The sequence below is a fragment of the Dokdonia sp. Asnod2-E02 genome, from assembly GCF_045063915.1.
Lineage (GTDB): Bacteria > Bacteroidota > Bacteroidia > Flavobacteriales > Flavobacteriaceae > Dokdonia.
The window spans coordinates 324812-346163 of the sequence record NZ_JBEFNX010000005.1 but is presented as its reverse complement, the minus strand read 5'-3'; the positions used below and the strand labels follow the sequence as shown (position 1 = coordinate 346163).

General features: G+C 37.7%; 22 protein-coding genes. 6 read left to right on the top strand and 16 right to left on the bottom strand.

Going from position 1 to position 21352, the window contains the following annotated elements; genetic code table 11:
* Positions 1–275 precede the first annotated feature (275 nt).
* From ACJJVM_RS01555 to mnmE, 9 genes are all read right to left on the bottom strand, one after another.
* On the bottom strand, positions 276–911 hold the full coding sequence (locus ACJJVM_RS01555; RefSeq protein ID WP_405210564.1) for a hypothetical protein: 636 nt from the start codon (positions 909–911) through the stop codon (positions 276–278).
* A gap of 152 nt (positions 912–1063) precedes the next feature.
* A complete protein-coding gene (locus tag ACJJVM_RS01550) occupies positions 1064–1741 on the bottom strand; it encodes a restriction endonuclease (protein ID WP_405210563.1) in 678 nt (225 codons plus the stop codon).
* Entirely contained in the window at positions 1738–2235 is a 498-nt protein-coding gene (locus tag ACJJVM_RS01545; protein ID WP_405210562.1) for a hypothetical protein, read from the bottom strand. Before ACJJVM_RS01545 ends, ACJJVM_RS01550 begins: the two co-directional genes overlap by 4 nt.
* 731 nt (positions 2236–2966) lie before the next feature.
* Positions 2967–3968, bottom strand: coding sequence for an HNH endonuclease (locus ACJJVM_RS01540; protein ID WP_405210561.1), 1002 nt, complete (start codon positions 3966–3968; stop codon positions 2967–2969).
* Complete coding sequence (locus ACJJVM_RS01535; protein WP_405210560.1) at positions 3910–5007, bottom strand: DNA cytosine methyltransferase; 1098 nt, start codon at positions 5005–5007, stop codon at positions 3910–3912. Before ACJJVM_RS01535 ends, ACJJVM_RS01540 begins: the two co-directional genes overlap by 59 nt.
* Entirely contained in the window at positions 5004–6215 is a 1212-nt protein-coding gene (locus ACJJVM_RS01530; protein WP_405210559.1) for a DNA cytosine methyltransferase, read from the bottom strand. The genes ACJJVM_RS01535 and ACJJVM_RS01530 overlap by 4 nt, the downstream gene beginning before the upstream one ends.
* 5 nt (positions 6216–6220) lie before the next feature.
* Positions 6221–6424: a helix-turn-helix transcriptional regulator gene (locus ACJJVM_RS01525; protein ID WP_405210558.1), complete on the bottom strand. Its 204-nt coding sequence runs from the start codon at positions 6422–6424 to the stop codon at positions 6221–6223.
* 484 nt (positions 6425–6908) lie between these two features.
* The gene (locus ACJJVM_RS01520) at positions 6909–7211 is read right to left on the bottom strand and encodes a hypothetical protein (protein ID WP_405210557.1); all 303 of its coding nucleotides are present in this window, start codon (positions 7209–7211) and stop codon (positions 6909–6911) included.
* Positions 7212–7523: 312 nt separating this feature from the next.
* Positions 7524–8912: a tRNA uridine-5-carboxymethylaminomethyl(34) synthesis GTPase MnmE gene (gene mnmE, locus ACJJVM_RS01515; RefSeq protein ID WP_298350600.1), complete on the bottom strand. Its 1389-nt coding sequence runs from the start codon at positions 8910–8912 to the stop codon at positions 7524–7526.
* Positions 8913–8990: 78 nt separating this feature from the next.
* Between mnmE and ACJJVM_RS01510 the strand changes: the two genes are divergently transcribed.
* On the top strand, positions 8991–9356 hold the full coding sequence (locus ACJJVM_RS01510) for a DUF4870 domain-containing protein (RefSeq protein WP_405210556.1): 366 nt from the start codon (positions 8991–8993) through the stop codon (positions 9354–9356).
* On the opposite strand, the gene ACJJVM_RS01505 is transcribed toward ACJJVM_RS01510, so the two are convergent.
* Positions 9348–9629 (bottom strand): DUF3817 domain-containing protein, encoded by a 282-nt coding sequence (locus tag ACJJVM_RS01505; RefSeq protein WP_298350603.1) that lies wholly within the window; start codon positions 9627–9629, stop codon positions 9348–9350. The two genes, ACJJVM_RS01510 and ACJJVM_RS01505, sit on opposite strands and share 9 nt — an antisense overlap.
* A 59-nt stretch (positions 9630–9688) precedes the next feature.
* Positions 9689–10789 carry an esterase-like activity of phytase family protein gene (locus ACJJVM_RS01500; protein WP_405210554.1) on the bottom strand — a complete coding sequence of 367 codons (1101 nt, stop codon included), beginning with the start codon at positions 10787–10789 and terminating at the stop codon, positions 9689–9691.
* Between the two features lie 157 nt (positions 10790–10946).
* Here ACJJVM_RS01500 and ACJJVM_RS01495 point away from each other — a divergent pair, with 157 nt between their 5' ends.
* Complete coding sequence (locus ACJJVM_RS01495) at positions 10947–11663, top strand: SDR family oxidoreductase (RefSeq protein ID WP_021779112.1); 717 nt, start codon at positions 10947–10949, stop codon at positions 11661–11663.
* A gap of 59 nt (positions 11664–11722) precedes the next feature.
* Here the strand turns inward: ACJJVM_RS01495 and ACJJVM_RS01490 are convergent, their stop codons facing one another.
* On the bottom strand, positions 11723–12106 hold the full coding sequence (locus ACJJVM_RS01490) for a hypothetical protein (protein ID WP_405210553.1): 384 nt from the start codon (positions 12104–12106) through the stop codon (positions 11723–11725).
* Between the two features lie 109 nt (positions 12107–12215).
* Between ACJJVM_RS01490 and ACJJVM_RS01485 the strand changes: the two genes are divergently transcribed.
* Positions 12216–12725, top strand: coding sequence for a DUF6155 family protein (locus ACJJVM_RS01485; protein ID WP_405210552.1), 510 nt, complete (start codon positions 12216–12218; stop codon positions 12723–12725).
* 104 nt (positions 12726–12829) lie between these two features.
* The gene (locus ACJJVM_RS01480) at positions 12830–14353 is read left to right on the top strand and encodes a DEAD/DEAH box helicase (protein ID WP_035324756.1); all 1524 of its coding nucleotides are present in this window, start codon (positions 12830–12832) and stop codon (positions 14351–14353) included.
* An 81-nt stretch (positions 14354–14434) separates the two neighbouring features.
* Here ACJJVM_RS01480 and ACJJVM_RS01475 read toward each other — a convergent pair whose 3' ends face one another.
* Entirely contained in the window at positions 14435–15742 is a 1308-nt protein-coding gene (locus ACJJVM_RS01475; RefSeq protein WP_405210551.1) for a dipeptidase, read from the bottom strand.
* 147 nt (positions 15743–15889) lie between these two features.
* The gene (locus tag ACJJVM_RS01470) at positions 15890–17140 is read right to left on the bottom strand and encodes a hypothetical protein (protein ID WP_405210550.1); all 1251 of its coding nucleotides are present in this window, start codon (positions 17138–17140) and stop codon (positions 15890–15892) included.
* 331 nt (positions 17141–17471) lie between these two features.
* Between ACJJVM_RS01470 and ACJJVM_RS01465 the strand changes: the two genes are divergently transcribed.
* The gene (locus ACJJVM_RS01465) at positions 17472–17612 is read left to right on the top strand and encodes a hypothetical protein (protein ID WP_021779118.1); all 141 of its coding nucleotides are present in this window, start codon (positions 17472–17474) and stop codon (positions 17610–17612) included.
* Positions 17613–17810: 198 nt separating this feature from the next.
* Complete coding sequence (locus ACJJVM_RS01460; RefSeq protein WP_405210549.1) at positions 17811–19208, top strand: NAD-dependent succinate-semialdehyde dehydrogenase; 1398 nt, start codon at positions 17811–17813, stop codon at positions 19206–19208.
* A gap of 37 nt (positions 19209–19245) precedes the next feature.
* On the opposite strand, the gene ACJJVM_RS01455 is transcribed toward ACJJVM_RS01460, so the two are convergent.
* Both ACJJVM_RS01455 and ACJJVM_RS01450 read right to left on the bottom strand, forming a co-directional pair.
* Entirely contained in the window at positions 19246–20490 is a 1245-nt protein-coding gene (locus ACJJVM_RS01455) for a multidrug effflux MFS transporter (RefSeq protein WP_298351371.1), read from the bottom strand.
* 106 nt (positions 20491–20596) lie between these two features.
* Positions 20597–21097: a pyridoxamine 5'-phosphate oxidase family protein gene (locus ACJJVM_RS01450; RefSeq protein ID WP_405210548.1), complete on the bottom strand. Its 501-nt coding sequence runs from the start codon at positions 21095–21097 to the stop codon at positions 20597–20599.
* Positions 21098–21352 lie beyond the last annotated feature (255 nt).

Genomic DNA, 21352 nt, shown 5'->3' with positions numbered 1-21352 from the left:
ATCCTTGATTTTTGCTCTTACAATCGCTCTAAAAGCGATTTTGAAGCGTAGCCATACGATTGCGGTAATAACCAAGTATGCAACTGCCTTTTGTGTAGCTTATTTTATCGTGAACTGCGAGCCCTTGGGCAATCAGCCGCCACGGTCTCGTATAAGAATAGTTGCGTGTTTGCGTGCGAGGAATTTCCGCAGGAAATTCAGACGTAGCAAATACGCAACTACCTTTGATTAAGTACTAAACCGCAATTATTTTTATACATTGTTACACGCAGTTTTTATTCTAATAGATGTTCGGCAAATATTTCACAAAGTCTCTCTTGCCAACAAAATCCGGTCGATGATGCGTTCAATACGAACCAACCAATTCCAACTGAGAGGTAAAGATGCTTTCTAATATCAAACACTTTGTTTAAGTCCGTTTCTTTCCATTCTTTTAGTGCAATAATATCTGACATTGGAAGTCTTTCTATAATAAAAGAAACTCTCCAGAATTCATCTTTATTTATTATTTTATTTCCAAAAAGAGCTAGTGCACGACCAAGTAGAATTGATTTAGAACCTGTTTCTAACTTATCGATTATAGCAATTAGTTTCTCTCCAGATTCTGCTTGATAATCTTCTTCGTCTAACTTTTCGATAATATCTTTTCTAGCTTCATCAGATAATTTCGAGGATTCGCTGAGAAACAATAGCATTTTTCTCAAAAATCGATGGTCGTTAATAGCTACTCCAGTTTTCCAAACACCAACTAATGCACCAACAATTGGGAAATCTCTTAAAACACCTTCATTCATTATAGAATCAATTGTGATTTCTGCGATTTCAGTTCCAATTCCACTTAATTCAGAACTTGAAATAGTTTCTTTAAGTGAAGTAGATAATTCTTTATTCGATTCTTCTTTGAATTTCATTGGTTTTCTCAAATTGTGTGTAACGGTTAGTATATGAAAAGTAGGCGATTTCGAAGCACCAAATTTTCAGTAAAGCACTGAGCTTGATACGAACTAAAAGCCTTGTTTTTACTACTGTCCCGCCTATTTTTTATATACATTGTTAGCACCTGTTATTTTTTCATTTTCAGTCCCGTAGGTCTGTTTGTTAGGTCAAATATTTCTGTATTTCCAAGAATTAAAACAATACCCGAAGAAGCTCTATCTTTGTATTCTTCATTAATGTAAGACCGAGTAATTTCTCCATTTTCGAGTAGGTGATTTATTGTCTTTTTGAAAATCTCAATTTTTATTCTTTGAGGTTTTCCATTGGAAGTAATACGCTGAATTCCTGACCAATCTACTTTCTCAATTTTGTTTGTCTTTCCATCTGGTCTTTTGATTATTTTACCTTCCAATGGCATTACATATTTCTCCCAAATGTTTTCAAATGAGTTTGATTTAGTCGTCCTTTTGGTTTTGTTGGAAGTCCTAATTGCTGGTATGTCTAAAATTTCAATACTTAACTTGTTGGCGACTTCAAGTGCATTGTCTATTATTCTTCCGTTTGTTGCTATGATTGCTTTTGTGCAGTCGAAATAGTCTTTTGCTCCGTGAAGTTCCATAACCATTTGTCTATTTATTGGTCGAGTTGAACCACCAAACATTTTTGCTTGAATTGCTATTTTTTCTTTGCCTTTAGTCGCAAATACGTCAACACCGTAATCATTTGAGTATTGAGAAACGGTTGTTTTGTAACCTTTTGTTTCAAAGTGTTCTGCTACAATATGTTCATATTCATCAGGTCTCATCCGGTCAAGTTTGCAAATGGTCTAACACCAAATTGTTTAATGTATGCGCTCAATAATTGCTTTTCAATTTCTCTTGGTTCATCTTTTGGTGTTGGCTTCCAACAGAACACTAGGTCGCTATGGTTTTTAAGTTGCCATATTAATCTACCGCCCCAATGTCCAACATTTTTCGTTTCTCCAAATCTCAAATACTGTCCAAGTCTTGAGTTTAATGTGGCTTGTCCTGTTGGGCTTCCTGCTTTTCCAATATAAACGACTTGTGAGTTGTCAACGTGATTGTTTTGCAGTTCAGTAATTGAAACATTTGGGTCTTTCCCTTTAAAAAATCCACCTACTCCTGGATTAATAAATTCAGTTTTCTTAAATGTCGGGTTGATAACGAGATAAACTCCTTTAATTTTTGGAATACTCGATTTGTCTGTCCATAGGTCACGGATTGTTTTAAAATCTGTGAAACCATTTTTCTTTATGTCGTCAATGTCATTAAAATTCACTGTCGTCTTTTTTAATAGGTGCTAACAGGCCACTACATAAAGCGAGTGCGGCATTTTGATGGTTTGCTTTACTTTGTGGTCTCGATTTGTTTGGACTAAATATACAATGAATTTTGGATTTGTACGCCGCGCATAGAGCTTTCAAACCTGCCTCCGACGAGCGTAGTGAGAGGAAGGCATAAATTCGCGTTATGTAATAGTTGTGGCTGGTTGCAACTACGTTTGAGCTTTCTATAATTGAGATATATGCCCTAGGCATTTTTGAGTAGTGGCCTGTGGCGGCTGATTGAGTAGGGTGGGAGCTTTAAAATCCTAGCAGATTTGCTCTATGATCTATCTGTACCAGATCCTTGATTATAGCTCTTACAATCGCTCTTAAACCGATTTTGAAGCGTAGCCATACGATTGCGGTAATTACCAAGTGCGCAACTGCCTTTTATGTGGCTTATTTTGTGGTGAACTGCGAGCCCTTGGGCAATCAGCCGCCACGTGTTTGTATATGGTTTGTTGCGTGGTTTAAGCACCTAATTTAGCAAATAAAAACCGATTATAAAATCCGCGAGGACTTTCGTAAGTAGGCGATAACTAGCAATGAATTATACACGGTGTTGTACACTGGCTTTCATTCCGCAAACTTGCTAGCGTGGGCAGAAACCATACTTTTTTTTGCAATTTTCGGCTTGTGCATTGGCTGTAGCGAATTGCAAATGTTTATGGCTTCAAGCGTTGGCTTAATCATTGGATATTCCTCTGGTTTGATTAGCAATTTTTATATTTCCTATATTTGGTCGAAGAGTGTGATTTGCAGGAATCTGAATTTTGTCGAAAGCAAGTTTCTCAAATTTTCTAATTCCAGAATCTAGTCCAACTTTTTCAAGATATTCCATTTTACTCTCATTAATAAGTATATCTAATTGTTCATCAAAATATATCAACGAGCGGTCATATGCTGTATGATGTAATGCACAAAGGCTTATGCCGTTGTCAATTGCATCTGTACCTAATTCGTGTGAATGTGGTACAATATGAGCAGCCTCAATTAATTCTAAACCAATTCCGCACATTGCACACTTTTTATTATAAGCATCATAAACTTTAATTCTGAAATTTGGATCTCTTTTTTGTCTTGCGTGTGTAATAGTAAGAACACCTTCTGAAGTGTCAAATTCTCCATCCGCATTTTGATTATTAAGATTGTCAGATTGTTCTACGAGGTTTTTTAATTCTAAATCAGAAAGAAGGTGAATTGAATTCAGATTTTCAAGATATAATCCAAGATAATCTGGTATGAAGCTAATTACAGATTGGTCATTATTGTCTCTGTAAGCTGCGATTTTTTGAACTTTAGCAAGTTTTTGAATTGAAAATCTTGAGTACAATGAAATTGTCTGTCTTTGGTTAAATCTATCTCGCATCATAAAAGGATTCCAAGCCGTAAAAATTTTTTCATCAGCAAAATAACCCAAAACAATAACGTCATTCCCTGAATTTAAAGCTGCATTGAAATTTTGTGATTTCGCAACTTGAATTCGACATTCATCTTGATTACCTCTTCCGTCTCCTGATTCGTGTACATTTTTAATCAGTACATAATAAGTTTTTTTGTTTATTGAAAACCTGTAAGGATTGTTACCATCAATAAACGCGACGTTATCAGAATAAAGTCTTAAACTATCAATAAGTAGATACCTTAAGTCTTTCCTGTCTAGTATTATCGTGTCTCTTACGCTCATAGTTACTAAAATATTGTTTTTTCAATTGTTCAGCAAAAACGTTAGCTAGTTTTGGAGGGACAGCATTACCCACTTGTCTCCATTGTTCTCTAAAATTTCCTAAAAAAATATGTTTGTCTTCAAACGATTGAATGCGTTTAATTTCTTTAATTCTTAAAAATCTATTTTTCCAATGAAATGGTCCCATATTGTTAGAATGACTTGCTTGAATTGTCCAAGAGGGTCTATTTGGAGATAATTTCAATAAAAAAGACCAATAGCGTGAGCGCCATTTAAAAATTGGATTTGGATGACCTCTTTCTTTTGTGAAAAACAAATAATTGTCGCCTGGTGGAACTAATTTTAAAAGGTCTTTATGTTTTGAGCCAGCTTGCATTTTTTCATCTTCTGGCAAGTCAAAATCAATATCATTTAAGATGTCTCCACAAGTTACCCAAGGCAATGTACCTTTTACATCTTTTTTAGGGTCCGAGTGTGAAGGTTCAGGATATTTAAAGTCTTTCATTTCTTTCTTTACTCCAATACAAATAAACCTTTGACGAGTTTGTGCTACTCCATAATCAGCTGCATTAACAACTCTGTGAAAAATTTTATAACCTAATCTTTCACTTTCTGCCTCAACCAATTCTAAAGCTGCTTTATGAGGTTTAAATACAAAGCCGTGAACGTTTTCAAAGAAAAAGAACTTTGGTTGTAGTTCTTCCACAGCTCGAAAATAATTTGAAACTGTTGTGAATCCGTCGATATCATCAATACCTCTATCTTTTTCAGTTCTGTAAAATCTAGATTTAGAGAAAGGAGGGCAAGGAGGACCTCCAACTAAACCATCAATTTCCTTATGTTTTGCTTTTATTTTCTTAAAGTTTATATTAACAATGTCATCACAAACTACTTCAGAATCATTGAAATTTACTTTTAATGAATCACAAGCTCTATCCCAAATGTCAGATGCAAAAATGGTTTGAAATCCAGCTTTTTCAAAACCAAAATCAATACCACCTACACCTGAAAAAATACTTACAATTTTTGGTTTTGTCATATGTTAGAAATTAAATGTTTAACAATTGCTTCTCCTAACAAAGAAGGAACAGCATTTCCAATTTGTTTTTGTATTGAACGTCTTGTTCCAACAAAATGGTAATCTTCAGGAAAGGTTTGTAATGCAGCTATTTCAGGAACTCTTAATCTTCTATTATTCCAATGAAAGGGACCAACCCAAGGACCAGGTTGAGCAGCAACAGTCCAAGAAGGTAAATTTGGATGCAATTTTAGCAGAAAACTCCAAAATCTTTTGTTCGCCTCAAATTTTGGATTTGGGTGTCCGTCTCGCTCGGTTAATGCGAAATAGTTTTTACCAGGAGGAATTTGTTTTAATTCTTCGTCATAAGTTTTTCCTGTTGTTAATTCTTCAGGTTCAAAGTATTTGTCCTTATCAAATTTACCAATCCAATCAATTACTCGTTCGTGTGGTTTTAAATTACTATTTAGAATTATTTCTTTTTCCGTTCCGTGTGTTTTAACGGGTTCTCCTGAAATACCACTCTTTGAAGCAATAAAGAAAACTCTTTTTCTTTTTTGAGGTACACCAAAATCAAGAGCGTTGGCTCTGTAAATAATGTATTTGTAACCTAATTTGTCTATTGCTTCCTCTAAATCTTGTACAGCTTGTTTGTTTTTAGGGTGAAGTAAACTCTCAACATTTTCAAGAATAAAACCGTCTGGACTCAATTCATCAATCATTCGCAAATAATTACCAATCATATTTCTTGGGTCTTCACTACCTAGTCTGTTTTTATGTGTAACCCAATAACCAGCTTTGGAAAATGGTTGACAAGGTGGACCTCCGACTAGAATTAATTTTTCAGGATTATTCTCTTTAATTATTTTCGAATAGTCTAAAGCACTCATTTCTTTAATATCTCTATGAAAATGTGCTGAATGTGAAAAGTATTTGTTCCTTTTCATTGTAGCAACACTATCTCTATCAAAATCTAAACTAGATATTACTTTACTTCCTCCTAATTGAGAGCCTATGTCTAAACCTCCTGCACCTGAAAAGAACCCAATAGTTTGAATTTTGCTGTCAATTATTTGCTCAACTTTATCATTGACAGTGTAACCACGTTTGTCAAATTTAATTCCTAGGAACTCATCTTTTTTTATTTTAAAATCACTTTCAAACAACCTCAATTGAGGTTCTTGTAGAAGTGATAAAAATTCTCTGTCTAACTTGTAAGTTGCTAGCATATATTTTAGTTCTTTTTTTCTAAAGATGTTACAAGTAAATCTTTAGCTTCAATATTTAAAATTTCTCCAATCTTGAATAAATCTTCAATACTTGGTTGTCTTCTGTTTTGAACATAGGAGTTAACCATATTGTAACTTTTACCTAGTTTTTCAGCAAGCCAAGTTTGCTTTATACCTTTTTCTTCTAAAACTTCTTTAATCCGATTCATTTAAGAATGTTTTCTATTTCTCAAAAATACAGTGATATTTTATTATCTCACTTAATGAGCTAAATATTTATTAACAATCTTAAGCGTTGGGGGAAAGGTAAGCTCTTCTTATTTTTTGAGGCACGAAAAAAATGAAATGTGCTTGACTGTGCGGTTGGCTTTTCAGGGCTTGTGTACAACGTGTTTGTGTATGATTTCGTTGCGAATTTCAGCACTAAAGTTAGCAAATAAATCACAGATAGAAAGTTCGCGAGGACTTTCATAAGAAAGCTATAACTAACAATGAATTATACACGGTGTTAGCAAATCGTATTTTAATCCATATATCCATCGTATTCAATCAGTTTTAAGATTCCAGATTCAAATATTAAATTGAAAACAGACATTTGTTCTAAATTTCCGATTTTTAATGTGTCGTTTTGAATTCCTTTTGCAAGAGATTTTTCAACAACATATTTTTTCGTTCCAACTTTTATAAAGTCGTTCAATTCAAATTCAGAATTCTCGATTTTAGCTTTATAAATCCATTCTTCAGTTGTTGCTTTATAAGACGTAAGTTTTGTGTTTTCAAAAGCCGAGTTATGATAGTATCTACTAAATTGTCAACGTGTCTATTTTGTATTGGTTTTTTCTCAATCGTGAACTTTTCGTTAAGAGCAATTTTTTCCAATTCAGATTTTAACACAATTACCAAACTATCATTTTCAATATACGATTCTGCAACAGAATTTGATTCAGACGTTTCTTTTTCTATTTCCACGACATCTTTTACTTCTGATTCGTCCATTTTTTTCGATTCGGTTTGCTTACAAGAATTGAGTGAAATTAAAATTCCGATTATTATTAGTAGCTGTATGGTCATATGTTTGCTAACAGGCCACTACATAAAGCGAGTGCGGCATACTTCGACAAGCTCAGTACAAGCCTTGCTGGTTTGCTTTACTTTGTGGTCTTGATTTGTTTGATCTAAATATACAATGAATTCTAAATCATTTTAACTACCCAAACAGATTATTAAAACTTAGTAATTACAGTTTCGCGAAAGCGTAACTACCACAATACATTGGTATAGCTATCCTCTCATAAAGTAAAGCACCTCCTACTTCCCAATACAAAAGTTTGCAAAGATGTTACCCAGTAGCTCATCATTAGTCACCTGGCCAGTAATCTCCCCAAAATGGTAGAGCGCCTCACGTATATCTATCGCCATAAGGTCGCCAGAGAGGCCGGTGTCAAGACCGTACTGTACTTTTTCTATTTCTTCTAGGGCTTTGAGGAGGGCATCATAGTGACGTGAGTTTGTAACTATGGTCTCGTCATTGCGCAGGGCGCCTGTGTTTACAAAGTCTAAGAGTTTGTTTTTAAGAGCGTCTACGCCTTCGTTTTCTTTGGCAGAGAGTAGGTGTAGGTTGTCTATTTTTGTCGCTATCTCATTGAGTTCTGTAGGAGATAGGGCATCTATTTTATTTGCCACAACAAGTAGTGGCTTGAGTGGGAATTGATTTTTAATTTTTTCTATCTCAAGTTTTACGCTGGCTGTCTGGTGTATGACTTCGCTAGCGGTGTGTAGTAATACAACTACTTGTGCTTGTTTTATCTTTTCAAAAGTCTTTTTAATCCCAAGACCTTCTATCACGTCTTGGGTCTCACGTATCCCTGCTGTATCTATAAATCTAAAGCCTATCCCGCCTATAGATAGCTCGTCTTCTATAGTGTCTCTGGTGGTACCCGCTATGTCAGACACGATGGCACGCTCCTCATTAAGCAAGGCATTGAGCAGGGTAGACTTGCCCACATTAGGTTCTCCTACAATGGCTACAGGTATACCGTTTTTTATAACGTTACCGGTGGCAAAGGAGTCTATAAGGCGCTTGAGTACTTTTGTAATACGAGCTATGAGGTCTTTAAACTGGGTACGATCTGCAAACTCTACATCTTCTTCAGAGAAGTCTAGTTCTAGTTCTATAAGTGAGGCAAAGTTGAGTAGCTCCTGTCGCAGTTGTGCAATCTCGTTAGAAAAGCCTCCACGCATTTGCTGCATTGCTATCTGGTGTGCTGCCTCATTATCACTTGCAATAAGATCTGCCACGGCTTCTGCCTGGCTCAAGTCCATCTTACCGTTTATAAAGGAGCGCAGGGTAAACTCTCCAGCCTTTGCTGCTCTACAACCAGAGCGCAGTAAGAGCTGTATAATCTCTTGCTGTATATAGCTTGAGCCGTGACAAGAAATCTCTACTGTGGGTTCTCCAGTATAAGAGTTTGTGCCCTTAAAAAGGGATACAAGTACCTCGTCTATGGTGCGCTGCCCGTCCATAATATGCCCTAGGTGTATGGTGTGGGTTTTTTGATTTGCAAGTACTTTGCCGCTTACAGATTTAAAAATGGGTGAGCATATGGCAAGTGCTTCTGGACCAGAAACGCGTATCACGGCAATGGCTCCAGCTCCTGCAGGACTGGCGAGGGCAACTATGGTGTCTTGTATATTCATCACTGCAAAATTAAACAAACGTGTAACATTTTCGCGTAAGCGTAGACGTATATGTTAATCAATCAAAAATCTGTTATTATGGAAATTATACAACAAACACCACACGTAAGGGAAGACAAAACGCTTCTAGTACTCACACATTTATCACAGCTATTACATTATGTAGTAGGTTTTGGCGGTCTTATCGTACCACTCATTATCTGGGCGGCAAACAAGGAGCGCGTGCAAGAACTAGATGAAAATGGAAAGCAGATACTTAACTTCCAGATAAGCCTTATTATATATGCACTATTGAGCATACCGGCTATCCTTTTACTAGGCCTGGGGCTCATCACATTACTAGGGGTCGCTATCTTAGGGTTTGTACTACCTATTGTAAATGCCGTAAGAGTAAATAGGGGAGAGAAGCCTAATTATTATATAAGCATCAAGTTTTTAAGCTAGCGGGCGGAGATATTTTTTATCCATCCAGAAAGTACCAAATGGAATGATAGAACACAGCAGTACAATGGCAAGTGTTTTATTGTTCCATTTTAATACGGGCTTCATCATAATAGCCATCACGACATAGGCAAGAAATAAAAAACCGTGTGCCATCCCGATTACTTTGTTTGGCGCACCATTGTCAAAAGCATATTTTAACGGCATCGTGATAAAGAGAATCACAAGAAATGAAACTCCTTCTAGTAAACTAAGTATTCTAAAGCTTTTGAGCATTGTTTATTTTTTTGACAAAAATAATACGCAACGTAAAATGAGCCAACAATAAGCCACACTTATTCTACCGCAAAGAGGATAAGCTGGTTAAGCTGTTTCCCAAAAGAGTTAAAATTATTATCAGATATTACTATAAGTGACCGTTTCCCGCTCTCTAGCAAGGGTCCAAAGGTCATTCCCTCTATATTATCTATCATACCATCTGTAAGTTGTGGTCGCAAGGTCTCCATATCTAGTAAAAGCGTTTTAGTCATAGGAGTATATGATGCCTCCTGCAAGCTTGCTATATCACGCACGTTTGTAGCACCTGCGGTATTTACCTTATAAATCTTGACATCATTACCGCCATCACTATGGCCAGAGGCATAAGAGCGCTCTAGTACCAGAAAAGAATCTTTATCATAAGAGAGGATCTCTGTCACACCATTTACCTCTAGCTTGCCAGGTCTTGCCACCTTATCTAGTAGATACACATACTCTGCTGCAAAGGTGCCATCTGCCTCTATATGTGCCATACGCACCGGTGACTGTGCTTTTTTATATGTAGGTTCATTACCGTCTTGCATAAGCGGTAACTCTGTGGTAATCCAGTAGCTATTATCGCTATAGTCTCTTGTGAGTGCTTCAAAAACGCCATTATTACGAGGTCCTTTATACTTTTGAGAGATCAAAAACTTAGGAGCAACCGTCATATCTTTTACATAAGCTCCGTCTTTTGATGCCACACGTACAAAGGGTTGTATCCCTTTTGCCACATTGCCCTCACTGCTCCATATAATGTGATTATCATTTGTAACGCGCAGCGCCTCGGGATCTGCAATGCCAGGTGTAAACACGCTATCCTTATCCTTAAAATAAGTAACTGCTGTAAACACAGGTTGTGATATACCGGCAGCGCTAGTTGCTATGCGCGCTGTATAAAATCTAGGTTGTGCTCTGTCATCACAAATCATAAACCACTGTCCGTTTGCATAATCTATAGAAGAGAGACCGCCCACCTTAGTCCCGTTATAAGTGGTAGCTGCAGGTATAATAGTCTCATCTATAAAAGTGAGCGCTGTAATTTCGGCCTTAGCGGTGTTTTTTACGCCTTTTGGTAAGGAGTTGCAAGAAGTTATGAGTAATAAACAAAGAAGCGGGAGTAGGCTACGTAGCTGCATAGGTGCATATCATTTTAGGCTACAAAGGTCTGTCATTTTATGATAATATAACGTTATCATTCTATATTAAGGGCGTGGCAAATTTTCACAATACTTTAAAATAGTATGTTTCCGCTTTCGCGAAAGCGTGATTACCTTTATACAAAACTCAATCACAATGGAAGATTTAAAAGATAAAGTTGCCCTCATCACGGGCGGTACCAAAGGAATAGGGAGAGGCATAGCCGAAGCATTACTCCATCAAGGAATGAAAGTAGCCATCACCGGAAGAGATGAAAAAAGCACCAAAGAAGCTGCCACAGAGCTCACCGAAAACGATAATTACATACTAGGCGTCGCTGCAGATGTAAGAGATTACGATAGCCAGCAGGCTGCCGTAAAGGCAACTCTTGACAAGTTTGGGAAGATAGATGTACTCATTGCAAACGCGGGCTTGGGACATTTTGAAAACATCACAGATATGACACCCCAGCAATGGAACGAGACTATAGATACAAACCTCACGGGCGTATTTTACTCTGTAAAAGCGTCGCTAGAGGCTATAAAAGAGTCAAAAGGGTATATGATTACCATCTCTAGCCTTGCGGGTACCAACTTCTTTGAGAAGGGTACGGCATATAATGCGAGTAAATTTGGCCTTACAGGGTTTTCACAAGCCTTAATGATGGATGTACGTCAGGATGATGTTAAGGTAACGACTATTATGCCTGGGTCTGTGAGTAGCCATTTTGGCGGGAGAACGCCAGATGAGGGTACAGACTGGCGCATACAGCCAGAAGATCTAGGGCAACTCACTGTAGACTTGCTTAAGATGCACCCTAGAACGTTACCTAGCAAAGTAGAGGTGAGACCGGCAAAACCGCCCACAAAATAAGGACATAAAAAAAGCCTCAAATATCAATTTGAGGCTTTTTTTATAAGTGACTTATAGGCTTAGTAATCTCTAAGCGCCTGTACATACACACGTAGCTCGTCTTCATTAGTCTTTTTGTCTATATTCTTTATAAGAGACATAAAGTAGTGAAAACTCTCTTCTGGAGTACTTTCGGCAACTTCTACTTCAGAGATGATTTCATCATTCTCATCTGCGATATCCTCATCTTGTGGGATAGGGATGGCAAAAGTTCCATACTCTTCTATATGCTCTGCAGAGAGGCGTGTAGCCTTTGCAAGTAATGGTAATTGTTCTGTAATAGTATGTGGGCGTAAAGCTTTAAGGTCTTCAACTACGGTATTTGTAATGATTCCGTTTTGAGCAACATCAGCGATCATTTTTTTGATCAAGTTTACGGCTTTACTATCTTGTAATGTATTCATTGCAGGTGGTGGTTTAGTAACTGTATTGGTATTGTTACAAAAATAGGTTTTTGAATCGCTTCTTGCCACTATTTTTTATTTTAAATTCGCTACAGGTAATCACTTCTTAATGAGTAAACGAGCACTTAAAAAACATCTTACCACCTTAGATAACGCTGCCTTACAAGAGCAAATTATCGAGTTATATGACCGTATACCAGCGGTTAAGACCTATTATGATTTTGTTTTCAACCCTAAAGAAGACAAGCTGGTAGACGAGGCAAAGGTTAAAATAAGTAATGAATATTTTCCTACCCGCCGTAAACGAGCAAGAAAAAGGAGGTCTGTTGCTCAAAAATACATCAAGCACTTTAAAACACTAGGGATGAACCCCTTACTTCTTGTAGATGTAATGCTTTTTAATATTGAGATAGCACAAACCTACGCCCAGGGCACCACACCACAACCAGATGCTTTTTATAAAAGTATGCTCAACTCTTTTAAAGAACTTGTGCAGTATGCGACCTATCATCATTTACTAGAAGAGGTAGGAGATCGCATAGAGCGCATTGTAAGTCTTACCGAAGATGAGCGCTGGCCTAATGCAGCACTTTTTGACGAAGCAGCAGACCCAGAGTAAGATTTTGTAAGATTAGTACTATTTTTTTTGCGGTACGCTTTCGCGAAAGCAGAAAAATCCCTTAGTTTTGCAAGATTCACTTTTAACCGAAGAAACCTACACTTTTGAGCGACCTCATTAAAGAAAAAGACACTCCAGAAAAGAAATTATACGACTACCAGCTGAAGGATCTAGACGCCGTTTTTAGCGTGATGGATAGAACCACTCCAGATTATAACCTGTTGTACCAGCTGCCTACCGGCGGTGGTAAGACGGTAATATTTTCTGAGATTGTACGTAACTATATAAAACGTGCAAATAAGAAGGTAGTTATCCTTACACACCGTATTGAGCTCTCTAACCAGACCTCGCGTATGCTTACGGAGTTTAAGGTGCCTAATATGATTATAAGTAGTGATGTAAAAACCCTAGACGAAGCAGATGATTATATGTGCTACGTAGCAATGGTTGAGACACTCACAAACAGACTACAAGAAGAGCAAATCACAATGGAAGATGTGGGGCTCGTGATTATAGATGAGGCACACTATAACTCGTTTAGAAAACTCTTTAGCTACTTTAAAAATGCTTTTATACTAGGTGTGACAGCAACACCGCTAAGTTCTAACATAAAGTTGCCTATGAAGGACAACTATCAAGAACTTATGATAGGAGAGAGCATACCTGCACTTATAAAAAGAGGGTTCTTGTCTAAGGCAGAAACCATAAGTTATAACGTAGGACTAAGTACCTTAAAGCTGGGTATTAATGGAGATTATACTGTAAAATCTTCTGATATCTTATATACAGATGCCTCTATGCAGCAAAAGCTGCTTAGCGCCTACGAAGATCAATCTAAGGGTAAGAAGACGCTTATTTTTAATAATGGTATTAATACGTCTAGATACGTACACGAGACCTTTAGACAAGCGGGATACGACATACGCCATTTAGATAACACAAATAGTGCTAAGGAGCGTGCAGAGATATTAGACTGGTTTAAAAACACACCAGACGCGATACTTACCTCTGTAAGTATCCTTACAACAGGTTTTGATGAACCTACGGTAGATACCATTATACTCAACAGAGCAACAAAGTCGCTTACACTTTACTTCCAGATGATAGGTCGTGGGTCACGTATAGCGCCTGGTAAGACTACCTTTAAAGTATTAGACTTAGGTAACAATGCAGCACGTTTTGGTCTTTGGGAAGCACCTATAGACTGGAAAGAGATATTTGCATACCCAGATTTTTACCTTGAAAATCTTATTGCAGATGAGGAGATAGAGCGCAACTTTACATACGTTATGCCTCCAGATCTTCGTAAAGAGTTTGCAAATACAGAAAAGATACACTTTGATATAAAGAAGGAATATAAAAAGGTAATTAAAGAAGGTAAGAAAGCAAAGACCGCACTAGAAAATGCCATCGAGCAACACGCACAGATGGTGGTAGAAAACAGTGAAGACGTTTTTGATGCTCGTGTGCTGGCTCGTAAATTACGAGATGATATTGCTTATAGAGTACGCCAGTATTCTTATAGTATTATGAATAACACTCAAAACTATAGAGACTGGTTACAAGAAGATTACGAGCGTAAGTTAAAGCGTAGGATTAACCAAATATGTCGTGAGCGAGATATGTAATATCTCTCAATCATATAATATAAAAGAGCCCAAACAATACGAGATTGTTTGGGCTCTTTCTTTTTAATCATTTACAGCTCACTAAGATTTCATCTCAGTGGCATAGGTTTGCACCTCGTCAAGTACGCGTAATAAATTACCACTCCATAGTTGTTCTATTTGTGCTTCTGTATACCCTCTCCTTACAAGTTCTATAGTAACATTCATCGTTTCTGAAGCATCGCTCCATCCTTCTATACCGCCACCACCATCAAAATCTGATGAGATGCCTACTTGATCTATTCCCATCTTCTCAACTAGGTAATCTATATGATCTACAAAGTCTGTCACATCTACAGCAGGAGGGAGGTCTGTGCGCTGTGCGAGTTTCTTTTTTTGTACCGGTAGCATTACGGTTGTATACTTCTCATAATAATCTGCTCGCTGCTCTTGTGGTAAAGCCATTACCTCTTTGCGCTCCATCCATTTAAGACCTATAGAGTCTGCAATTTCTTTTAGTATTTGCTGTGCTTCTGCTTCATAGGCATCGTGCTTCTCTGTGTTTAGGTAGCTTTTAAAAGCCACTGTCTGTACAACGCCACCGTTTTCTACCATCCACTGTAGTTGTTCATCATCGAGATTACGGCTGTGGTTACATAATGCTCTCGCAGAGGAGTGTGAAGCGATTATAGGTGTCTCACTTAGTTCTATCATTTGTCGCATAGCTTCTTTACTAGGGTGTGATACATCTATCATCATACCTACGCGATTCATCTCTGCAATAACCTCTTTACCTAGATCACTGAGACCATTGTGAAGCCATACATCATCTGCCTCACCGGTATTACTATCACTTAGCTGGCTGTGGCCATTATGAGCAAGAGACATATAGCGCGCACCTAGGTCGTAAAACTTCTCAACGTTTGTAATGTCTGTACCTACAGGATATCCGTTCTCTATTCCTATCATTGCCACTTTTTTACCAGATTTCCAGATCTCTCTAGCTTCTTTTGCACTTGTGGCTAGCTGGATTTGCTCTGGAGCTATCTCTTCACAAAGTTTATGGATAGCGTCAAATTTTGACATAGCATTTTCATAGGCGGCTTTATAGCCTTCTTCATTAAGTTCACCTTGACCTGTGTAAACGATAAACCAAGGCACATCTAGACCGCCTTCTTGCATTTTTGGTAAGTTTACTTGAGAGGTAAGCTTTTGTGTGTAATTTATAGAGTCTGTAAAGTTCTTGACGTTTATATCACAGTGCGTGTCTAGCGTCATAACATTTTTATGGATGGCCGTGGCCTTTGCTATAAGTTGGCTTTCTGTCATTTTTTCTGGAGTTTTTACTTCTTTCTCTTGACAAGATTGTAAGAGTAGCACACAAGCAACAACATAAAATAGTTTATTCATTGGTTAGGATGTTTGGATTAAGCATCCTAAGGTACTAAAAATGTCTGCTTTATCGTCTAAAAGATATGGCACTATATAACAAAAAGAAAACCCTAGCGCATATAGCAACTAGGGTCTTCCAAACTAACCAACCAAAGTTATTATCTCCTATCCTCTTCTTGATCTCGTAGTGGTTGCTCTACTTGATTTTTTACTTGATGAAGATCTAGCGCTTGTACTTCTTGTGCTGCGCTGTGGTGTTGCTTTACGCTGTGTACTACGTTGTGAAGTTGCTTTTCTTGCATTAGTACTTCTTGATGTAGTTGCTCTCTTTTGAGAAGAGCGTTGCGTTGTTCTCGCCTGTGGGCGTGATGTTCTGTTACTTGCTACAGACTTATTGCTAGAGCGTTTTGTCGCTGTTCTAGTAGTAGGTCTTGTTGCTGGTCTCGTCGTTCTAGTAGAAGCCTTGCGAGCTGTATTACCAGATCTTGACGTTATTGCCTTTGTACCTCTGCTTGAGTTTCCTCTTGCTGTTGTAGTAGGTCTCCCACGTTGAGCACCATCACGAGCTACTGCAGTATTTCTTTTTGTATTTGTAGTTCTTGCAGCTGTATTACCTCTTGAAGTAGTGCGGTTTGCACGACTTATAGTTCTTTGTGAGTTTCCTCGACTTGCTACTCTACCAGTATTTGCACGAGTAAAGCGAGCGTTGTTACGATCTACATTATCACGACGACCATTGTTATGTGCTACACGACCTCTATCTGGACGTCTAAAGTCTCTACGAGCATTTCTATATCCATTATTATAACCTCTGTAATAGTTGTTTCTATGAAACGCGTAGTTATAACGTATAGGAGTGTAAAATCTTCTGTAAGGCGTTGTATACACTAGACATCTATTAAAGAGTGGTCTATAGTAATAGTTGTGATATGGGTGAAATACATAGTTTCTGTTATACACATTTATAAAACCTGTGTAGTGTGAAAAAGCGCCAAAGTTATTATAGAATACCTGTAAGCCACCTACACGAGAGATTCTGTTGTTTCTGTAAAAGATATTTACATCACCTGCTTGTGAGATACGACCATAGTTGTCATAATATAGAGGTGTATTTTCTATCTGTATCACAGCTCCATACTCATCATATTGTACGTAAGGGTCATAATCAAAACCTGTGTTAAAACTTATCCCTACAGGTCCAGCGTTTACAGATAGACTTACGCCCTCTACATATTCTGGAATGTAAAAATCAAATTCGCCATCTGGAAAGACAGAAAACTCTATCCCGTTTTCTACAAAGATGTATTTACTTCCGTCGTAAACTGTTCCTCGTCTTATTGATGTATCTTCTTCTGCTGCATAGGTACTTCCTGCAAAGGTGAGTAGACCTATAAATAATAATGCTATCTGTTTCATAATATTCGTTTTTTATCAATGTGGATTGATGTTCACGATTACCTAAATACAAGTAGCGTGCCAAAGTCCGAAAACGTTATCGTGTTAAGAGGGTGTGTATTTACGCTTTCGCGAAAGCGCAACAAGGATTAAACAGATATAATTGTCTGAAATACAGTTATTTAAAATCTAATTTATTTTGATAATTATATATGTATCTATGATAAATTATGGTATTTGAAATATCCCATATTCTTATAAAAATAAGTTTGAGTAATAGGTAAATTGTTAATAATCTGTTATTTAAAAAGACAGCATTTAGATTTTAAAATACCTTTACAATAAAAAAGCTATGCATAAGTCAACCACAAAAAAACACGCAGATTTTCAAGATCCCTATCGTCGTTCGTCAAATTTTAGACGCATTATCCCAAAGGAAACTTTTGCCGTAGAGGGTGATGGCAACGTGACTTTAGATACAGAAGAGAACTAGGCACGAGCCTAAAATTTATTTACACAATAAGAGAAGCCTTTTTATCAATATGATAGAGAGGCTTCTTTTTTTTTGCTTTCGCGAAAGCGTAAAACTCCATTGTTAAACTTCTCTCAATACACTTCACAAAAACTATTAAAGCCACTTTGCTCAGCACACAATCCTTGTAATTTTATAAAAAAAACCAAACAAGATATTATGGAAAGAGAGATAAAAGGAGGTTTTAGAACCATTAATCCGCATACTGAAAAAGAGATTGCAACCTATACATACTTTACAGAAAGTGAAGTAAATGATGCAATAGACAATTGTCACGAAGCTTTTCTAGAGTGGAAAGATAAGTCACTAGAAGAGCGCGCCACTATTATAAAAAATATAGGTAAGGAGCTTAAAAATCATAAAGAACAACTCGTACATTTAATGACAGACGAGATGGGGAAAGTGGTGACACAAGGAGGATCTGAAATAGATTTGTGTATAGGCATAACAGAATATACTGCAGCAAATGCAGGAAAAGAATTAGAACCTATAGAGCGTGAGTTACCAAATGGAGGTAAAGGAATCATTACCTACTCACCAGAAGGTGTAATATACAGTATACAACCGTGGAATTTTCCAACATACCAACCGCTACGTGTTGTGATAGCAAACTTAATGGCTGGTAATGGAGTACTATTAAAGCACGCGCAAAATGTGACCGGAAGTGCATTGCTCGTAGAAGAAGTGCTACGTAAAGCAGGAGTGCCAGAAGGACTTTTTAAAGTACTAGTAATAGATCACAGCCAGTCTAATGATGTGATTAAGAATGATAAGGTACGTGGAGTGACTTTTACAGGAAGCTCTGCCGGTGGACGCAAAGTAGCCGAAAAAGCTGGTGCTGCCATCAAGAAAACAGTTCTTGAGTTAGGTAGTAACGACGCATATTTAGTTCTAGATGATGCAGATATTGAAATGGCTGTAAAGGCTTGTGTACAAGGACGCCTTATTAATAACGGAGAAACCTGTATCGCTGCCAAACGTTTTGTGGTGGTAGATGAAGTGTATGATGCTTTTAAGGAAGGATTTGTACAAGGTATGAAAGATGCCGTAATGGGAGATCCTAACAATGAAGATACACAGCTAGGACCTATTGCACGTGAAGATTTAAGAGATTTACTTGCAGAACAGGTAAAGGAAAGTGTAAAAAAAGGTGCCGTGATAGAAGTAGGAGGAGAGGTGCCAGATAACACGGGGTATTATTACCCATCTACCGTATTAAGTAATGTAGAGCCAGGGCAACCCGCTTATGATGATGAGCTTTTTGGCCCAGTAGCATCACTTATACGTGCAAAAGATAATGAAGATGCGATGCGCATTGCAAATGATAGTCGTTTTGGACTAGGAGGAGGAATCTTCTCAAAAGATGAAAAAGCTGCTATAGAACTTGCTCAAAAGCACTTTGATACTGGGATGGTATTTGTAAACTCATACGGACTTGCCCAGCCTATGATGCCTTTTGGAGGCGTAAAAGACTCTGGGTATGGTAGAGAGCACGGAGGTTTTGGACTTAAAGAGTTTGTAAATGCAAAATCTGTAATGCTCGTAGAGGAGTCGTAAGATATACGCTTTCGCGAAAGCGAACTAAAGATCCATATTATGATGAGGGCTTCAAGGAAATTTTCCTTGGGGCCTTTTTCTTTATCCAGAATAGAATACCTAACGATATTGCTGCACAACTAGAAAAACCTATAAAAAGCGGTAGGGTAGTGTTCTCTACAAAGCGACCTATAAAAGTACTTATAGGTACAGCCATAAGTGTGGAGATGAGCCCAGTGATAGCCGCTCCTATACCAGCAATATGACCTACAGGCTCCATTGCGAGCGCACGTAAGTTTCCAAACATAAAACCTATACAAAAGAACTGTAGCGCAAAGAAAGCGACAAGTATATAAATAGAAGGGTGTAGTACATCATAAAAGAGTATCACATATAGTAATGACACACAAAAAAAGCCTGCAAGGGCATAGGTAACTAGTTTTTCCATACCTAGACGTACTACCAGTGTGGCATTAAGAAGTATAGCAGCACCTATAGAGGCGGCTAGACCTGCAAATATGTATGGAAACTCATCTTCGAGGCCATATTGATTTTCAAAAATCTGCTGGCTGGCACTTAGGTATACTAGAAAAGAGCCAACGATGAATCCCTGTATAATAGTAAATGCGATGGTGCGCTTGTACTTTATGGTTTCATAAAAGCCACTTAAAATTCGTTTTACTGAGTAAGGTATGCGCTTGTCTGGAGTGAGCGTCTCGTGCTGGCGTTTCCAAAACCAGAACATAACGAGCACACTTATGATAACCTGTACTATAAAAATACCTTGCCAGTTCCAGGTGTCTAAAACTACTTTTCCCATTGCGGGAGCAACGATGGGTATGAGTAAAAAAACTACCGTTACAAAAGACATTATACGTGCCATATAATCACCTTCATATAGGTCTCTTATAATAGCAACACAAATAGTACGCGGTGCAGAAAGTCCAACTCCTTGTAATATTCTACCTAAAATCATCACTTCAAAACTACGCGTATAAACACATATAAATGAAGCGATTATAAAAATAAAAAAACCTATATAAACCGACGATTTACGCCCGCGAGCATCTGCCAGTGGCCCAAAAATAAGCGGACCAATACCTAGCCCTAAAAAGATCATTGTGATGAGCAGTTGGTTATCTGCCGGTGTCTTAGTTTGTATGGCTTCTCCTATGATATCAAGAGCAGGAAGCAATGCATCTATAGCGAGCGCCGTGACAGACATAAGTGCTGCCATAAGGGCGATAAATTCTATTTGCGAACTACGGGATTTTTGCATCCGGCAAAAGTACGCCGTATTTATAAGCTAGCCGTTGCTATTTCCTTAAAGGAATATTAAAAGTGTGTGACCTTAACGCATATAAAAGCCAGCAATAGCTGACTATGAAAATCTCAGTAGGGTAGTAGCTCTATAAATCTAGATCTCCAGACTCACCTAGATCTTGCTTGTGGCCAGTTAAGGCTCCTAGTCCAATTTTAAATAAAGTAGTAATCATACCATCTTTTGTGTCCCAATAATGTGCTTCTTGCGGTACGACCTTGATGGCTGTAATATTAGGATCTGTAGGCCCGTTAAACCAGGCATCATCGCTGGTTGTGTATAGCTTTTTTATGGTCTCCAGATCGTTGTAAATAAAAGCTTGACCGTAGATGCTCATATACTCCATCGCTGTAGGCTTTGAGTAGAGTAGTTGTACGTCTTTGTCTTTATGGATAAAGCTATTGTGATCACTGTCTTTATTACTTAAAAACCAGAGGCTTCCTTCTTGATCACACTTTTTTGTACTCATAGGGATCACGTGTGTAGGTCTTGCGCCCAGATTAGTCTCAAACATTGCATAGTCTATGCTTTCGGCTAGTTCTTTCAGTTTATCGTATGCTTCTTGATTAGATAGGTTCTTTGTGCTCATAATGTTTCTTTTTTCATAAAGTTAGCGCTCGTGTGAGGCAATCGCTAGGTCTTTAACGCCAGTTTATAAAGGTTTAACGAGCTTTTAGCACTGTGTGGAGCATTTGTTATGAGTAAGGTTACGCTTTCGCGAAAGCGTACTCAAAACCTAATAAAAGCATAGGGGAGACACTCCAAAAAATAAACTTATAGATACCAGGCTTATACAGTTAGTTACAATACCGAAAAGGGTGATAACTCGTTATAAACTAGTATC

Bases quoted from the DNA above. Each gene is read 5' to 3' on its own strand.
- ACJJVM_RS01495 (WP_021779112.1), top strand. From the start codon at position 10,947: ATGGAAGATTTAAAAGATAAAGTTGCCCTCATCACGGGCGGTACCAAA.
- ACJJVM_RS01540 (WP_405210561.1), bottom strand. From the start codon at position 3,968: ATGAGCGTAAGAGACACGATAATACTAGACAGGAAAGACTTAAGGTAT.
- ACJJVM_RS01490 (WP_405210553.1), bottom strand. From the start codon at position 12,106: ATGAATACATTACAAGATAGTAAAGCCGTAAACTTGATCAAAAAAATG.
- ACJJVM_RS01520 (WP_405210557.1), bottom strand. From the start codon at position 7,211: ATGGACGAATCAGAAGTAAAAGATGTCGTGGAAATAGAAAAAGAAACG.
- ACJJVM_RS01555 (WP_405210564.1), bottom strand. From the start codon at position 911: ATGAAATTCAAAGAAGAATCGAATAAAGAATTATCTACTTCACTTAAA.
- ACJJVM_RS01465 (WP_021779118.1), top strand. From the start codon at position 17,472: ATGCATAAGTCAACCACAAAAAAACACGCAGATTTTCAAGATCCCTAT.
- ACJJVM_RS01460 (WP_405210549.1), top strand. From the start codon at position 17,811: ATGGAAAGAGAGATAAAAGGAGGTTTTAGAACCATTAATCCGCATACT.
- ACJJVM_RS01535 (WP_405210560.1), bottom strand. From the start codon at position 5,007: ATGACAAAACCAAAAATTGTAAGTATTTTTTCAGGTGTAGGTGGTATT.
- ACJJVM_RS01470 (WP_405210550.1), bottom strand. From the start codon at position 17,140: ATGAAACAGATAGCATTATTATTTATAGGTCTACTCACCTTTGCAGGA.
- ACJJVM_RS01510 (WP_405210556.1), top strand. From the start codon at position 8,991: ATGGAAATTATACAACAAACACCACACGTAAGGGAAGACAAAACGCTT.
- mnmE (WP_298350600.1), bottom strand. From the start codon at position 8,912: ATGAATATACAAGACACCATAGTTGCCCTCGCCAGTCCTGCAGGAGCT.
- ACJJVM_RS01485 (WP_405210552.1), top strand. From the start codon at position 12,216: ATGAGTAAACGAGCACTTAAAAAACATCTTACCACCTTAGATAACGCT.
- ACJJVM_RS01450 (WP_405210548.1), bottom strand. From the start codon at position 21,097: ATGAGCACAAAGAACCTATCTAATCAAGAAGCATACGATAAACTGAAA.
- ACJJVM_RS01500 (WP_405210554.1), bottom strand. From the start codon at position 10,789: ATGCAGCTACGTAGCCTACTCCCGCTTCTTTGTTTATTACTCATAACT.
- ACJJVM_RS01505 (WP_298350603.1), bottom strand. From the start codon at position 9,629: ATGCTCAAAAGCTTTAGAATACTTAGTTTACTAGAAGGAGTTTCATTT.
- ACJJVM_RS01530 (WP_405210559.1), bottom strand. From the start codon at position 6,215: ATGCTAGCAACTTACAAGTTAGACAGAGAATTTTTATCACTTCTACAA.
- ACJJVM_RS01525 (WP_405210558.1), bottom strand. From the start codon at position 6,424: ATGAATCGGATTAAAGAAGTTTTAGAAGAAAAAGGTATAAAGCAAACT.
- ACJJVM_RS01475 (WP_405210551.1), bottom strand. From the start codon at position 15,742: ATGAATAAACTATTTTATGTTGTTGCTTGTGTGCTACTCTTACAATCT.
- ACJJVM_RS01550 (WP_405210563.1), bottom strand. From the start codon at position 1,741: ATGAGACCTGATGAATATGAACATATTGTAGCAGAACACTTTGAAACA.